A 15,471-nucleotide genomic window follows, 5' to 3' on the forward strand; every position below is an offset into this window, starting at 1 on the left:
GCCACTAGCCCACCTCCTTCTTGCTTCCCCACCACCCTAATGCGCGTGTCGAAATGCGTGCCGCATCGGCACGCGGGTCACAGATCCACGACGCGCCGCAATCCCGCGTCGATCGCGGTCATGACACTGTCCGGCAGCTCGACTCCGGTGTCGTCGACATCGGAGCGGTCGACCGTCATCGGTTGCGAGACATTGACCACCGAGTCCTTCGGCAGGCCCGACGCGGACGCAGACAGAAAGACATTGCCCGGATGCCGCGCAAGGTCGGTGTTCGAGGTGATCGGCAGGACGACGGTCGTGGAGATCCGCGACGCGTTGTACCGATCCGACTGCACGATCACGGCGGGCCGGGGTTTGGCGGGTGCACTCCCCTTCGGCTCACCGAAATCGACCCAGCAGATCTCCCCACGCCGGATCACCAATCGTCCTCGCGATCGACCAGGCGCACGTTCGCCGTTCGACGCAGTTCGGCGGTGTCGTCGCCGGGCTGGCCGACGGCTTCGATCGCCTCGTTCAGCTGCTCCGTTAGCCGCGCGTCCGCTAGTTCGTCCGCGTAGCGTTCCGCCGCGCGGCGGTAGAACTCCGAGCGCGACATGCCATGTTTGTCTGCGACACGGTCGAATCGTTCCGCCGCGTCGTCCGGGAGGCTGATCGCAGTCTTCATATCTCTACGGTAATACTCTTTATACCGCTGTCGACAGATCACCCGCGCAGCTGCGTGGGTGCGCCCGGATCGAAACTCCCATTCATGCGTGGGGCGCATCGCTATTCGGCAACGCCCTCGACTTTTCGGAGGTACCCGTGTTCGCGTACGCGCGGCCGCGTCAACCCAGCGCCCGCGGATGCGCGGACGCGTACACCTCGCGCAGCGCCTGCACCGTCACCAGCGTGTAGACCTGCGTCGTGGTCACCGACGCGTGCCCGAGCAGCTCCTGCACCACGCGCACGTCGGCGCCGCCCTCGAGCAGGTGCGTCGCGAAGGAATGCCGGAGCGTGTGCGGGGAGACGTGCACCGTCGAAGTGTCGATCCCCGCCCGCTCCGCCGCCGCGGACAGCACCTGCCACGCCGACTGGCGCGACAGCCGCCCGCCGCGCACGTTGAGGAACAGCGCCGGGTTCGACCGCTTCACCAGCGACGGCCGCCCCCGGACCAGGTACGCGTCCAACGCCGCCAACGCGGGCCGGCCGATCGGCACCACCCGCTGCTTACCGCCCTTGCCGAGCAGCACCACGGACCGGGACTCCGCGTCCACGTCGTCGACGTCCAGGGCCGTGACCTCGGAGATCCGCGCCCCGCACGAGTACAGCAGTTCGAGCATCGCCCGATCCCGCAGCCGCGACGGCGTATCGGACTCGGCGTCTCCGCCCGCGGCCTCGAGCAGCGCGATCACCTGCTCCACCGGCAGCGCCTTCGGCAGCCGCTTCGCCGGGGCGGGCGGGCGCACCTCGCGGGCCACGTCGGCCGCGGCCATGCCCTCGGCGGCCGCGAACCGGTGCAGCCCCCGCACGGCGATGAGCGACCGGGCGGCCGAGCTCGCCGCCAGCGGCGGATGCTCATCGGAACCGGAGCGCAGCGCCACGAGGAACCCGCTGACCTGCGCCTCGGTCACCGCACCGAGGTCGTCGACACCGAGCCCGGACAGGTACTCGCGGTACCGCGCGAGGTCCCGGCGGTAGCTGCTGAGCGTGTTCGCGGCGGCACCGCGCTCGACCGTGAGATGGTCGAGGTAGGCGCGCAGCTGGTCCTCGAGCGAACCGGCGAGCCGCGCGTCCGCCACCCCTACGCCCCGCCCTCCACGGGCCGGCCCTTGCGGGCCGCGAGTGCTGTCGGGCGACCGGGCCAGGGCGCATCGGAACAGCGCAGCGGCGTGTCGTCGTCGGTGACCATGGTGGCCGCCAGGATCGCACTCACCGACGTGGAGTTGACGATCTCGCCGGAGAGCACCATCCGAACGGCGTCGGGCATGGCGATCCACTCGACCGTCATGTCGAGCTCCTCGTCCTCCTGCTCGGCCATCTCGCAGTACCGCAGGTCCGTCGCGAGGTAGACGCGCACCATCTCGTCGGTGAAGCCGGGCGACGGCGCCAGGTCGACGAGGACGTGCCAGTCGCGGGCGCCGAGTCCCGTCTCCTCCGCGAGCTCGCGCTGCGCGGCGCAGACCGGCTCCTCCTCGCCCGTGTGATCCAGCAGGCCTGCGGGGATCTCCAGCAGCCGCCGCCCCATCGGGTGGCGGTACTGGTTCACCATGGCGATCGCGCCGTCGTCGTTCATCGCGACGACCGCCACGGCACCGTCGTGCTCGACGACGTCACGCATCGCCGTGCCGCCGCCCGGCATCGTCACCTCGTCGCGACGGACCGCGAAGATCGGCCCCTCGTAGACGGTGTCACTGCTGAGCGCCTGGAAGTCGTGCGTCTGCACGGAACCGAGCGATTCGAGCTGCTCAGTCATCTGCGTGGTCATCTTCCGACGGTACCTCTTCCGCGGCGGCGCGGACGCCGACCGGCAGTTCGAGCTCGGACCGGTACTTCAGCGCCGCGCCGACGAAGGCCGCGAACAGCGGATGCGGCCGCGTGGGACGCGACTTCAGCTCGGGGTGCGCCTGCGTACCCACGAGGAACGGGTGCACGTCCTTCGGGTACTCGACGAACTCGACGAGGTGCCCGTCGGGCGAGACGCCCGAGAAGGTCAGGCCCGACTCGGCGACCTTGTCCCGGTAGGCGTTGTTGACCTCGAAGCGGTGCCGGTGCCGCTCCAAGACCTCAGTGGCGCCGTAGGCGTTCGCGACGATCGAGCCGCGCTCGAGGGAGGCCGGGTACGCGCCGAGGCGCATGGTGCCGCCGAGGTCCGCCTCGCCGGCGACGGCCTGCTCCTGGTCGGCCATCGTCGAGATGACGGGGTACCGCGTGTCGTCGTCGAACTCGGTGGAGCTGGCGCCGTCGAGGCCCACCGACCGGGCGGCCTCGATCACGATGCACTGCAGGCCCAGGCACAGGCCGAGCAGCGGCACGCCGCGCTTGCGGGCGTAGCGGATGGCGCCGAGCTTGCCCTCGATGCCGCGGATGCCGAAGCCACCGGGGATGAGGATGCCGTCCATGTCGCGCAGGGCCGCCGACGCACCGGCGTCGGTCTCGCAGTCGTCGGAGGGCACCCACGAGATCTGGACCTTGGCCCAGTTGGCGAAGCCCCCGGCGCGCAGCGCCTCCGTCACCGACAGGTAGGCGTCCGGCAGGTCGATGTACTTGCCGACGAGCGCGATGTTCACGGTCTCCCGCGGCTCGTGGACGCGCTTGAGCAGATCGCCCCACACGGTCCAGTCCACGTCACGGAAGGGCAGGCCCAGCTTCCGCACGACGTACGCGTCGAGCTGGTTGCGGTGCAACACCTTCGGCACGTCGTAGATCGAGCCCGCGTCGGGGCAGGAGATGACGCCGTCGATGTCGACGTCGCACATCAGCGCGATCTTGTTGCGCTGCCCCTCGGGCACGTCGCGGTCGCAGCGCAGGATCAGCGCGTCGGGCGTGATGCCGATGCTGCGCAGGGCGGCGACGGAATGCTGGGTGGGCTTGGTCTTGAGCTCGCCGGACGCGGCGAGGTACGGGACCAGCGACACGTGCAGGAAGAAGACGTTGTCGCGGCCGACGTCGTGGCGCACCTGGCGGGCGGCCTCGAGGAAGGGCTGCGACTCGATGTCGCCGACGGTGCCGCCGATCTCGGTGATCACGACGTCGGGCACGATGCCCTCGGCGTCGGGGGCCTGCATCGCGAGGATGCGCGCCTTGATCTCGTCGGTGATGTGCGGGATCACCTGCACCGTGTCGCCGAGGTACTCACCGCGGCGCTCCTTGGCGATCACGGTGGAGTACACCTGGCCGGTGGTGACGTTCGCGATGCCCGAGAGATCGCGGTCGAGGAACCGCTCGTAGTGCCCCACGTCGAGATCGGTCTCGGCGCCGTCCTCGGTGACGAAGACCTCACCGTGCTGGAACGGGTTCATGGTGCCCGGATCCACATTGAGGTACGGGTCGAGCTTCTGCATGGTCACACGCAGACCACGTGCGGTGAGGAGCTGTCCCAGACTGGAGGCCGTCAGGCCCTTACCCAGCGAGGACGCAACGCCCCCGGAGACGAAAATATGCTTGGTGGCGACACGCGCGCCAACGCGAGGAGAGGGCAACGAGACTCCCGTATTCGAGCGGACAAACCTGCTTCATCTACGGGACTCCAATCTATCACCTGCCGTCAGCGAACACCCGATCCGTAGGCGCGGACATCGCCGCGCGTCGCCTGAACGAGGGCGAGCACCGTCGACACCTGCCCCACGACGGTGTCGGCGTCGTCGACCGTGGCGAGCCGCGCGGAGAGCTCCTTGTCCTGCCGCACGACGACGACGGGGCCGCTGCCCTGCGACGATCCGGTCCGGCTGGCGAGAACGGCACCGTCGCCGTGCCGGGACAATGCGGCCGCGAGCCGTCCGATCGCCTGCCCCTGTCCGGCCCGATCCCCCGGAACTGTTCCGCCCGTCACGATCACCGCGGCGCGCGCGCCGGGCACCGTCGGGCCCGCGAAATCGACGAAGCCGGCCTGCTTGAGGGCGGCCAGCGCGTCGGCCCGCCCGTTCGACGGCGGCCGGACGCTCCCCTGCGACAGCAGCACGGCGCCCAGCAGATCGCCGGCGCGGGCGCGGGGGTCCACGAGGGACGCATCGACGGTGACGCCGTTCGGGGCCGCGTTGTCGACCACGCCCCGCAGGCGCTCCGCGCGATCCTCCGCGTACAGCGCGTCGGTCAGCTTCAGGGTGCCGGCGACGGTGCCGCCGGCCTGCGTGATGCGTCGGGTGATCTGCCCGACGTCGCCGCCGTCGGCGCTCGGCGCCGTCACCAGCAGGACCGGGACGCCGTTCAACCCACGCCCCAGAGCCGACGGTGCCGCGGCGTCCGCGAAGGAGTCCGCCGCGCGGGCACGGTCTGTGAGCTGGGCGTTCTGCCGCTCGAGCTGGGCCACCTGCGAGCGCAGGTCCTTGAGGTCACCATCGGTGGTGAACCGGGCGAGGACGCCCCCGCCCAGCGCGATGCCGACGGCGAAGGCGAGCAGCACCGCCGCCCAGACCAGGGCCGGGCGCCTGGCGCCGGGCGAACGGAGTCGGCGCGACGGGCCGGGCACCTACAGGGCCCGGAACTGGCCCTGGACCCAGAGCGCGAAACGGTTCCACTGGTCGATGACCCACTGCAGCAGGTCGTGGCCCTGGTTGGAGACCAGTACCGCGACGACCACGGCGACCAGCGCCGCGAGGATGAACAGCGCGATCGCGCCACCGTGTCCGCGGCTGCGGTAGAGGGTGGCGACGGCCTTGCCGTCGACGAGCTTGGTGCCCACCTTGAGGCGGGTGAGGAAGGTCGACGGATTCGACTCGCGACGGCCGGCGTCGAAGAACTCCTCCAGCGAGGCCGAGTGGCCGACGGAGACGATGAGCGACGCACCGTGGTGATCGGCGATGATCAGCGCGAGGTCGGCCGCGGAGCAGGTGGCCGGGAAGGTCATCGCGCCGATGCCGAGGTCCTGGATCCGCTCGAGGCCGGGAGCGTGGCCGTCGGGCGCGGCGGGCAGCACGACCTGCGCACCGGAGCGCAGCGTGTTCGTGGTGATCGTCTCGGGGTCGCCGACGATGAGGTCCGGCCGGTACCCGGCCTTGACGAGGGCGTCGGCACCGCGGTTCACGCCGATCAGCACCGGCGCGTACTCCTTGATGAAGGGCTTGAGGCGCTTGAGGTCCTCGACGTGGTCGGCGCCGTCGGAGACGACCAGCACGTGGCGGTCGCTGAGGTTGACCTCGACATCGGGGATGCCGACGCCGTCGATGAGCAGCGGCGACTCGACGCGGATGAACTCGACCGTGTTGCCGGCGAAGGCCTCGAGGTGATCGACCACGCCGGAGCGCGCCGCGAGCATCCGCGAGGTGACGTCCGTGTCGGTGAGCTCCTCGCCCTCGGCCAGCTCACGCTCGCCCGCGTAGACGCGACCCTCGTGCACGCGGACCTTGGCGCCGTCCTTGATGCGGGAGAACACCTCCTTGCCGGCGTCGTCGACGAGCTCGATCCCGGCGGCAGCCAGCACCTCGGGGCCGAGGTTCGGGTACCGACCGGAGATGAACGGCGACGCGTTGACCACCGCCGCGACCCCCGCCTCGACCATGAGGTCGGCAGTGGTGCGGTCGAGGTCCAGCTCGTCGCACACTACGATGTCGCCGCGGCCGATCCGGCCGAGCAGACGCGTGGTGTCCTTGTCGACCCGGGCGGTGCCGGTGACGCCGGGCAGGTTCGACGTGTTGCGGGACAGCAGGCCAGTGAGCTTCATGCCGCACATACTGCCCCGTGAGTCACAGAAGTCACGGGAGGCGCGCCGACAACACGCGAAACTTGAATCACACAGGTGTTAGTCGAGTGGAAGACCGGCGAGGTCCGATTGGTCCGAACAGAGGACAGACTTCTTCGGGGTCGCGTGCAACAGTCCAGGTGTGCGCTACAACCCGCCACCGAACTGGCCCCAGCCGCCTGCAGGATGGAACCCGCCGACCGGATGGCAGCCCGCCCCGGAGTGGGGACCAGCACCCGAAGACTGGCAGATCTGGATCGCAGATGATGGGGCCCCGACCACGCCTCAGCGAAAGCAGTCGACAGCCGTAGCCCTCGTCGGAGGACTGGCTCTGGTATTCGTCGCCTTCATTGCAATAGTAGTAGTGCCGAAGGCCTTCGAAGCACCTCAATCCACCGCCGATCCCGATACCCGCCCATCCTTCTCCGTAGGCAACGGCTTCGTCGCACACCTGACGCTTCCGAGCGCGTGGCGCGTGGTCGAGAACTCAGTCGCGGACTTTGGCTACGACGAAGGTGCACTCGTGGCGATCCCCGAATCGGAGACCCGTAGCGTGGAGCAACTCGCAACCGAAATCTCACGCAAGTCATCTGAAGCGAGATCCGGCACGACGACAAGACTCATCATTGTCCATGTGAATCCGGAATGCGGCACCAGCAGTGAGAAGGGCCAGAAATTCTTCCAAGGATCTGACGAACCGAATCTCGCCCCGTTCACCACGACCGTCGACAGCAAGCCGATTACAGACCACTCCGGAAACGCGCTCAAAACATCGTCCTGGCACGGCGGCGTCGGATTGGGAGGTTCAAAGTGCGGGATGGTATACGGAGGAGAATTCGGACTCGCTCCACAGACCACGACTGCAGAGTTGGCTCGACTGATCTTTGAGTCCATTATATTCGCCCCCACACCGAAGTAGGTCGCCGTGCGATACAACCCTCCACCGAACTGGCCGAAAGCTCCAGACGGTTGGAGCCCTCCTCCTGGCTGGAAACCCACCCCAGAGTGGGGACCGGTCCCCGACGGGTGGGAACTGTGGCTTGCTGACGCCCCTGCAAGCCGGTCGCGAGTCGGGATTCGAGCCGTCACCGCGGTAGGCGTCACTGTCGCCGTAGCGGCTGCTATAGCCGGCCTCCTGGTCTGGAAGCCTTGGGCTCAACCCGACGATCAATTTGCCCTCGACTACCACGGATCAAAGATCAGTGTAGGGATCTCCGTCCCGGACGGATGGCGCATGGAACTCGGGAAAGGATTCGTCGGCCCCACAGTCTTTATCTCGCAGTCCTCCGAATCGAGAAGTCGTTCTGAAATCGAGAGCGATTCAAGAGCGATCTCAAAGGGTGGATCGAAGAACCCCATTCACACGGCCCGAGTGTTCGCCAACAACTGCATGCACCTAGGGTACGAGCAGACAGTCGGTCAGTGGGCGAAGGATGAACCCCCGTCCTTGGAGTCGAATAATCGCCTCAACTTGACATGGTCGAATCAGATGCAATTGTCGAACGGCGGATGTCTGTACGTCGTCGGCGACGACTACGGCAACCCACCCGAAGACGTAGCGTCCAGCCTGGCGCGTCAGCTGGTGACATCCGGTTCGGTTCGGCTGACGTCGGGAGCGTGACCCACCGGTAATACTGATCAGCCTCGGGCGTGTGCCCCCGACTGCGCGACCTTGTCCGAGTCCGCCGCCTCGAGCAGCTCCTCCGCGTGCGCGCGGCCGGTGTCGGAATCGCCCAGCCCGGCGAGCATCCGGGCCAGCTCGGCGATCCGCTCGTCGCGGGACAGCGCGGTCAGCGTCGAGGTGACCGAGCCCTTGCCGGTCTGCTTCCCCACCGTCAGATGCGTGTCCGCGAAGGCGGCGACCTGCGGCAGGTGGGTCACGACGATGACCTGGTGCCGCTGCGCGAGCGCCGCGAGCCGCCGGCCGATCTCGACGGCGGCCTTGCCGCCGACGCCGGCGTCGACCTCGTCGAAGACCATCGTCAGCCCCGACTCGGTCGCCGCGAGCACCACCTCGAGCGCGAGCATCACGCGCGAGAGCTCGCCACCCGACGCGGACTTGCCGATCGGCAGCGGGTTGGCGCCGTCGTGCGCGACGAGCCGGAACTCGACGACGTCCGTGCCGTGCGCACCGGCGCGGCGCGGCGCACCGTCGACCAGGACGCCGGACCCGTCGGCCTCGGGCGAGAGCGCGTCGGGCGCGACGTCGACGGTGATCGACGCGCCGCCCATGGCCAGCTTGCGCAGCTCGCCGGTGACCTTCTTGCCGAGCGACCCCGCGGCCTTGACGCGGGCCGCGGTGAGTGCGACCGCTGCCTCCGCGAGCGAGGATTCGAGGGAGGTGACCCGGGTCTGCAGCGCCGCAAGGCCTTCCGCGGACGTGTCGATCCCCTCGAGCCGCATACGGGCCTCGTCGGCCCAGGCGATGACGCCGTCGATGTCGGGCGCGTACTTCCGGGTCAGGGTCTTGAGCTCGGACTGGCGCAGCAGCAGCGACTCGAGCTCCGACGGGTCGCTGGGCAGGTCCGAGAGGTACGCGCCGAGCTCGGTGGCCACATCGCCGGCGACGGTGGCGGCCTCCTCCACACGCTCGGCGAGCACGCGCAGCGCGGCGTCGTCGGACCCCGACAGCGCCGCGCGGACGGTGCCGAGCAGGTCGAGCACCGAGCCGGCGCCCTCTCCGTCGGCGCCGTACCCGGAGCCCGTCAGCGCGGCGTACGAGGTGTCCGCGGCCTCCCGGAGGCTGTCCAGATCGGACAGCCTTTTGATCTTCTCGACGGTGTCCACGTCCTCGCCGGGAACCGGCTCCACGCCGTCGATCTCGGCGAGCGATGCGGTGAGATGGTCCTGCTCCAACGCGAGCTCCCGGGACCGGGTGGTCCGGTCGGCGAGCTCGGCGCGCGCGGCGAGCCACTCCTCGCGCACCGCCTGGTACTTCCGCAGCGCCTTGCCCGCGGGTGCACCCGCGAAGGCGTCGAGCAGGTCGCGCTGCCGCTCGGGGCGCAGTAGCCGCAGCTGGTCGTTCTGGCCGTGCACGGTCAGCAGGGGCCCGGCGAACTCGGACAGCGTGCCCACCGGGACACTCCGGCCGCCGAGGTACGCGCGGGATCGACCGTCCGCGGCGACGCTGCGCACCGCGATCACGGCGTCGTCGTCGAGCTCTCCCCCGGCACCGTCGACGACCTCCCGCACGGCGCCGGCGGAGCTGGCTCCCGACAGCGAGAAGCGCCCCTCCACCACGGCCTTGTCGGCCCCGGCACGGATGCGGCCGGGGTCGGCGCGCGCCCCGGCGAGCAGGTGCAGGCTGGTGACCACCATGGTCTTGCCCGCACCGGTCTCGCCGGTCAGCACCGTCAGGCCCGACGCGAACTCCGCGGCGGCCTGCTCGATGACGCCGAGCGAGTTGATCCGGATCTCTTCGAGCACGTCCCTATCCCTCGATTCCGGCGTCGTGCCGACGCCCCGCGCCGTCCGTACCCTCGCGGCGGCCGCGCCAGCCGCTGATCGGCAGTTGGAACTTCGTCACCAGGCGGTCCGTGAACGGGCCCGCCCCCAACTTGATGAACCGCACCGGCTCCGCACCGCGGCGGATCTCGATGCGCCCCCGCTCGGGCACCTCCAGCGTGCGGCGTCCGTCGCAAAAGGCGATCGCCTCGGACCGGCTGCCCTCGACCTCGACGGCGATGGTGGACCGCGGGCTCGTGACCATGGGCCGCGCGAACAGGGCGTGCGCGTTGCTCGGCACGATGAGCAGAGCCTCCAGGTCGGGCCACATCACGGGGCCGCCCGCGGAGAAGGCGTAGGCCGTGGATCCCGTGGGGGTCGCCACGAGCAGCCCGTCGCAGGCGAAGCGGGAGACGGGGCGCCCGTCGACCTCGGTGACCAGCTCCAGCAAGCCCTGCCGGGACCGGTTCTCCACGGAGACCTCGTTGAGCGCCCAGCCCTGCGTGACCAGTTCGTCGCCGTCGTGGATCGCGATGTCGAGCGTCATCCGGGGGTGCACCGCGTACCGGCGGTGCACGAGGTCGTCGATGGTCTCCGGCACGGTGTCGAGCTCGGACTCGGCGAGGAAGCCGACGTGACCCAGGTTGATGCCGATGATGGGGACGTCCGCGCGGCGCGCGAGCTCGGCGCCGCGGAGGAATCCGCCGTCGCCGCCGAGGACGACCACGACCTCGCAGCCCACCGCGGCGTCGTCCGCGGCCTCCTGCACGTCGCTCTCGAGTTTCATGCGCACGCCGGCCGCGTCCAGCCGGCGGCGGATGTCGTCGACGGTCCGGTCCACGTCGTGGCGCAGCGTGTGCACCACCACCAGGAACGTGCGGTCGCTCATTGCGGTCCCTCCGTCACTGCCGTCATGATCATCTCGTCCACATCGCCAGGAAGGCCGACGGGGCCCTCCTCGCGCCGCAGGTGCAGGAAGTACTCGACGTTGCCGGACGGGCCCGGCAACGGGCTGAAGGCGACGCCTCGCGTGGCCAGTCCGGACGCCGCTGCGGCCTCCGCGACACCGCGGACCGCGCTCGCGCGGAGCTGCGGATCCCGGACCACCCCACCGGTTCCCAGGTTCCCCTTGCCCACCTCGAACTGCGGCTTGACCATGGGCAGCAGGTCACCCCCGACGGCGGTGCAGCGCGCGAGCGCGGGCAGCACCAGGCCGAGCGAGATGAACGACAAGTCGCCCACCACGAGGTCGACGGGGCCGCCGACCTGTTCGGGCTCGAGGAACCGGACGTTGGTGCGGTCGAGGACGGTGACGCGTGCGTCGTCGCGGAGCCGCCAGACGAGTTCGCCGTAGCCGACGTCGACGGCGTACACCCGCTCAGCGCCGCGGTGCAGGAGGACGTCGGTGAAACCCCCGGTCGACGCACCGGCGTCGAGGCACCGTCGGCTCTCGACCGGGACGTCCGGGAAGGCGGCGAGCGCCCCGAGCAGCTTGTGCGCCCCGCGTGAGGCCCATTCGATCTCGCCGGCGACGGCCGTCACGTGCACCGGGTCGGCAGGGTCGATCTGGTTCGCGGCTTTGCGCGCGACCTGTTTGTTGACGGTGACCCGCCCGGCCTCGATCAGCTCCCGCGCGTGCTCCCGGGACCGGGCCATGCCGCGGCGGACCAACTCGGCGTCGAGCCGCACTCTGCGCGCCATCGCGTCAGGCCCGATCCACGGTGTCCAGGGCGTCGACCAGCAGGTGGTGAGCCTGTTCGAACAGGGCGGCCTGCCGCCCGAGGGTCGCCAATTCGCCGACCCCCGCGACCGCTCCGGGGTCGACGACCGGGGCCGCGTCGAGTTCGTCGACGCGGTGCATGAGGTCCTCGACGGCGATGCGCACATCGGCGGGCTCGTCCCCGCGAAACACAGCTGCGTCCACGGTCACCACGCTATCGGATGACCAGACGCAGTCCCGCGCGGCGCTCCTCCGGAAGCTCCCGCGCCGCCGCGACCGCGGGGTACGAGGCCTGCGCGGGATCGGCACCGCGAGCGCCGGTCAGGATCAGTTCGTCACCCTCGACGGTGGCGGTCCACCCGTCGCGGGGCCCGGGCAGGGATTCCGCCCGCGGGGCGCGGAGCCCCGCGAGGGTCGCCGCGAGGTAGGTGGGCTGGTGCACGTCCGGCGCGGAGACGACGTCCGCGACGCCGTTGACGCCGGTGAGCACGAGGTAGGTGTCGGCGCCCACTGCGTTGCCGCCCTCGATGTCGGTGTCGAGGCGGTCGCCGACGACGAGCGGGGTCCGTGCGCCGGTCGCCTCGACGGCGTCCGTGAGGATGCGCGTGCCGGGCTTGCCCGCGACCTGCGGGGCGCGGTCGGTGGCGTTCATGACGGCGGCGACCATCGAGCCGTTGCCCACGAGGAGTCCGCGTTCGGTGGGGAGCGTCGCGTCGGTGTTGGTGGCGACCCAGACCGCGCCGGCGCGGATCGCCAGCGCCGCCTCGGACAGCAGCGCCCATCCCGTCTCCGGGTTGTGCCCCTGGATCACGGCGCGCGCCTCCTCAGCGCGGTCCACCAGGATCAGGCCACGCGCCGTGACCTCCTCGCGAAGCGCCTGCGCACCCACGACGAGCACGGGCGTGCCCGCGGGGACCAGGGACGCGAGCAGACCCGCGCCCGCCTGGGCGCTGGTCACGACGGCATCGTCGGGGGCCTGGAAGCCCAGGTCCCGCAGGTGCTGTGCCACGTCCGACGGTGCGCGGCTGGCATTGTTGGTCACGTAGGTGACCGGTAGGCCTTCGAGCGCCTCCGCGGCGCCGGGGATCGCCACGGCCCCCGCGTAGACGGTGCCGTCGAGGTCGACGAGCAGGCGGTCGTACGCGGAGACCAGACCGGCGGTCATTCGCGCGCGTCGTCGGTGCTGTCGGCGGCCTCGAGGTCAGCGGCGTCGTCCGCGGTCCCGACGTTCTCCGCAGCTTCGATGATCTCGTCGGTCTCGATGTTCTCGTCGGTCTCAGCGAAATCGTGGGGATCCTCGGAGGACAGCTCGGCGACCCGCTCCTCGGCGTCGGTGAACTCATCCTCGTCGGCGGCCGCCGCGTTCAGGAACCAGGTCAACGCGTCGGCACGACGATCCGCGTTGAGCAGAGCGTCGGCGTAGGCGTAGAACAGGCGGGCGGCGTGGAAGCCGCGCCGGGACGGGTCGAGGTCCTCGGCCTGCAGGGTCACGACGGCCTTGTCGTAGTCCCCCATGTCCATCCGCGCGCCGGCCTCGACGATCCGCAGCTCGGTCCGGTCGTCGCCCGTGAGCGTGGCCGCCTCATCACCGCGCGCCGTCTCGATGGCCTTCTCGGGACGGCCGAGGCCGCGCTCGCTGTCGGCGATCATCGGCAGCAGGTTGAGCGTCCCGCCCATCCGCTTGGCCGCTCGCAGCTCGCTGAGCGCCTCGGACCACTCGCCGTTCATGTAGGCCGCGATGCCGCAGGCCTCACGGACCGCCGCGATCCGGCCCGCACGCTCCCTTGCCGCCCGCGCGTGTGCCAACGCCGCGGCAGGATCGGAATCGAGCAGACGGCCGGCCATCACGAGGTGCGAGGACACGAGCTGTGCGTTGTTCTTGTCGAGGCTGAGCATGTCACGGCGGATCGCCGGATCGAGCTCCCTCGGATCGACGTCGTTCGGGATCGACGGCTCGCCCGCGCGTGTCCGGGGCCGCTCGGACCGCTGGTCGTCGCGCTGGAAGCCGCCGCCCGGGCGACCGCCCTGGCCACCGGGGCGCGAGCCGTTGCGGGGGCCCGATCCGCCCGAGCGCCGGTCGCCGCCGAAGCTCCGACCGCCGCGGGAGTCTCCACCGCGGGAGTCACCCCCACGGTTGCCACCGAACTCACGGCGCTCGCCGCCACGGGAATCACCACTACGGTTCGCGCCGAAGCTGCGCCGATCGCCACCGCGGGAGCCTCCACCACGGTTGCCACCGAACTCACGACGGTCACCACCACGGGAATCACCACTACGGTTCGCGCCGAAGCTGCGCCGATCGCCACCGCGGGAGTCTCCACCACGGTTGCCGCCGAACTCACGACGGTCACCACCACGGGAGTCTCCACCACGGTTGCCGCCGAACTCACGACGCTCGCCGCCACGGGAATCACCGCCGCGGTTCCCACCGAAGTCGCGACGCTCACCACCGCGCGAGTCACCGCCGCGGTTGCCACCGAAGTCACGGCCTCCACGCGAGTCGCCGCTCCGGTTGTCGCGGCGGTCGCCGCCACGGGAGTCCCCGCCTCGGCCCTGGTACCCGCCGCGCTGGCCGCCCGAACGCTCGCCGCTTGCGCGACGGTCATCGTTCGAGCCACGGCCGGCGCCCCGATCGTTGCTCCGCCCGGTGCCACGTGACGAATCTCCGCCGTTGCCTCGGTCCGCCCGATCGGCGGGATTGGTGAATCCGGCACGCTGCCGGCGGTCGCCGTTCGAATCGGCCACGGTGCACCCACTTCCCGTCGCCTCCGCGGCGACTCACGCTATTACTGTACTTGGACATGACGAAGGCCCCTGGGGAGTGGAACACTCACTGAGCGTTCGACACGATCCCCAAGGGCCTTCATCCTGTATCTAATTTTAGTCCGGCGGTGTCCTACTCTCCCACACCCTCACGAGTGCAGTACCATCGGCGCTGAAGGGCTTAGCTTCCGGGTTCGGAATGGAGCCGGGCGTTTCCCCTTCGCTATGGCCGCCGTAACACTGCGAAACAACACATGTGTTGTCTCAGACATTGCATAGTGGACGCGAACCAACCCTCTCGGGCCGGATTTCTGTGAATTGTTACACGCATAATCTTCTGTGAGCCATCAGTGCTCGTTTTGGCGAATGTTATGTGTGTGGTAAGTCCTCGACCGATTAGTACCAGTCACCTGCACGCATTACTGCGCTTCCAGTTCTGGCCTATCAACCCCATAGTCTGTAGGGGGTCTTACCCACTCAAGGTGGTGAGAATCCTAATCTTGGAACAGGCTTCCCGCTTAGATGCTTTCAGCGGTTATCCCTTCCGAACGTAGCCAACCAGCCGTGCTCCTGGTGGAACAACTGGCACACCAGAGGTTCGTCCGTCCCGGTCCTCTCGTACTAGGGACAGCCTTCCTCAAGATTCTAACGCGCGCGGCGGATAGAGACCGAACTGTCTCACGACGTTCTAAACCCAGCTCGCGTGCCGCTTTAATGGGCGAACAGCCCAACCCTTGGGACCTACTCCAGCCCCAGGATGCGACGAGCCGACATCGAGGTGCCAAACCATCCCGTCGATATGGACTCTTGGGGAAGATCAGCCTGTTATCCCCGGGGTACCTTTTATCCGTTGAGCGACACCGCTTCCACTTGCCGGTGCCGGATCACTAGTCCCGACTTTCGTCCCTGCTCGACCTGTCAGTCTCACAGTCAAGCTCCCTTGTGCACTTGCACTCAACACCTGATTGCCAACCAGGCTGAGGGAACCTTTGGGCGCCTCCGTTACATTTTGGGAGGCAACCGCCCCAGTTAAACTACCCACCAGGCACTGTCCCTGAACCAGATCATGGTCCGAGGTTGAGGTATCCAATACGATCAGAGTGGTATTTCAACAACGACTCCACGAACACTGGCGTGCCCGCTTCACAGTCTCCCACCTATCCTACACAAA

Annotated in this window: 15 protein-coding genes and 2 rRNA genes; 2 read left to right on the forward strand and 15 right to left on the reverse strand. The window is 69.3% G+C overall.

The genetic code is table 11. From position 1 onward, the window contains the following. Positions 1 to 77 precede the first annotated feature (77 nt). The 7 genes from AXK60_RS04690 to steA form a co-directional block, all read right to left on the reverse strand. Positions 78 to 422 (reverse strand): type II toxin-antitoxin system PemK/MazF family toxin, encoded by a 345-nt coding sequence (locus AXK60_RS04690; protein WP_068569841.1) that lies wholly within the window; start codon positions 420 to 422, stop codon positions 78 to 80. Then, positions 416 to 664 (reverse strand): ribbon-helix-helix protein, CopG family, encoded by a 249-nt coding sequence (locus tag AXK60_RS04695; RefSeq protein ID WP_068569842.1) that lies wholly within the window; start codon positions 662 to 664, stop codon positions 416 to 418. The genes AXK60_RS04690 and AXK60_RS04695 overlap by 7 nt, the downstream gene beginning before the upstream one ends. 160 nt (positions 665 to 824) lie before the next feature. After that, a complete protein-coding gene (gene xerD / locus AXK60_RS04700) occupies positions 825 to 1,778 on the reverse strand; it encodes a site-specific tyrosine recombinase XerD (RefSeq protein WP_068569843.1) in 954 nt (317 codons plus the stop codon). A gap of 2 nt (positions 1,779 to 1,780) precedes the next feature. Beyond that, positions 1,781 to 2,464, reverse strand: coding sequence for an NUDIX domain-containing protein (locus AXK60_RS04705; RefSeq protein WP_244881010.1), 684 nt, complete (start codon positions 2,462 to 2,464; stop codon positions 1,781 to 1,783). Continuing rightward, positions 2,445 to 4,178, reverse strand: coding sequence for a CTP synthase (locus AXK60_RS04710; protein ID WP_068569844.1), 1,734 nt, complete (start codon positions 4,176 to 4,178; stop codon positions 2,445 to 2,447). Before AXK60_RS04710 ends, AXK60_RS04705 begins: the two co-directional genes overlap by 20 nt. 65 nt (positions 4,179 to 4,243) lie before the next feature. Then, positions 4,244 to 5,164, reverse strand: a complete 921-nt coding sequence (locus tag AXK60_RS04715) for a copper transporter (protein WP_068982473.1) — start codon at positions 5,162 to 5,164, stop codon at positions 4,244 to 4,246. Continuing rightward, positions 5,165 to 6,355 carry a putative cytokinetic ring protein SteA gene (gene steA, locus AXK60_RS04720; protein WP_068569846.1) on the reverse strand — a complete coding sequence of 397 codons (1,191 nt, stop codon included), beginning with the start codon at positions 6,353 to 6,355 and terminating at the stop codon, positions 5,165 to 5,167. A gap of 382 nt (positions 6,356 to 6,737) precedes the next feature. On the opposite strand from steA, the gene AXK60_RS25570 reads away from it, so the two are divergent. Next, a complete protein-coding gene (locus AXK60_RS25570; protein ID WP_175399923.1) occupies positions 6,738 to 7,292 on the forward strand; it encodes a hypothetical protein in 555 nt (184 codons plus the stop codon). 719 nt (positions 7,293 to 8,011) lie between these two features. Here the strand turns inward: AXK60_RS25570 and recN are convergent. Genes recN through AXK60_RS04750 form a run of 6 tightly spaced genes read right to left on the reverse strand, consistent with a single transcriptional unit; the run spans position 8,012 to position 13,400 of the window. Further along, positions 8,012 to 9,799 (reverse strand): DNA repair protein RecN, encoded by a 1,788-nt coding sequence (gene recN / locus AXK60_RS04725; RefSeq protein ID WP_068569847.1) that lies wholly within the window; start codon positions 9,797 to 9,799, stop codon positions 8,012 to 8,014. Between the two features lie 4 nt (positions 9,800 to 9,803). Next, positions 9,804 to 10,706 (reverse strand): NAD kinase, encoded by a 903-nt coding sequence (locus tag AXK60_RS04730; RefSeq protein WP_068569848.1) that lies wholly within the window; start codon positions 10,704 to 10,706, stop codon positions 9,804 to 9,806. Further along, complete coding sequence (locus AXK60_RS04735) at positions 10,703 to 11,518, reverse strand: TlyA family RNA methyltransferase (RefSeq protein WP_068569849.1); 816 nt, start codon at positions 11,516 to 11,518, stop codon at positions 10,703 to 10,705. The genes AXK60_RS04730 and AXK60_RS04735 overlap by 4 nt, the downstream gene beginning before the upstream one ends. 4 nt (positions 11,519 to 11,522) lie before the next feature. Beyond that, positions 11,523 to 11,741, reverse strand: coding sequence for a hypothetical protein (locus AXK60_RS04740; RefSeq protein WP_231855569.1), 219 nt, complete (start codon positions 11,739 to 11,741; stop codon positions 11,523 to 11,525). Positions 11,742 to 11,751: 10 nt separating this feature from the next. Beyond that, the gene (locus AXK60_RS04745) at positions 11,752 to 12,702 is read right to left on the reverse strand and encodes an HAD-IIA family hydrolase (RefSeq protein WP_068569851.1); all 951 of its coding nucleotides are present in this window, start codon (positions 12,700 to 12,702) and stop codon (positions 11,752 to 11,754) included. After that, positions 12,699 to 13,400 (reverse strand): hypothetical protein, encoded by a 702-nt coding sequence (locus AXK60_RS04750; RefSeq protein ID WP_197466826.1) that lies wholly within the window; start codon positions 13,398 to 13,400, stop codon positions 12,699 to 12,701. Before AXK60_RS04750 ends, AXK60_RS04745 begins: the two co-directional genes overlap by 4 nt. On the opposite strand from AXK60_RS04750, the gene AXK60_RS27880 reads away from it, so the two are divergent. Continuing rightward, entirely contained in the window at positions 13,389 to 14,195 is an 807-nt protein-coding gene (locus tag AXK60_RS27880; protein WP_068569852.1) for a hypothetical protein, read from the forward strand. The two genes, AXK60_RS04750 and AXK60_RS27880, sit on opposite strands and share 12 nt — an antisense overlap. Before the next feature lie 225 nt (positions 14,196 to 14,420). Here AXK60_RS27880 and rrf read toward each other — a convergent pair. Then, positions 14,421 to 14,537: ribosomal RNA gene (rrf, locus tag AXK60_RS04760) — 5S ribosomal RNA — on the reverse strand. Positions 14,538 to 14,676: 139 nt separating this feature from the next. Further along, a 23S ribosomal RNA gene (locus AXK60_RS04765) occupies positions 14,677 to 15,471 on the reverse strand; the annotation flags it as partial.

The organism is Tsukamurella pseudospumae, assembly GCF_001575195.1.
In the GTDB taxonomy this organism is placed as follows: domain Bacteria; phylum Actinomycetota; class Actinomycetes; order Mycobacteriales; family Mycobacteriaceae; genus Tsukamurella; species Tsukamurella pseudospumae.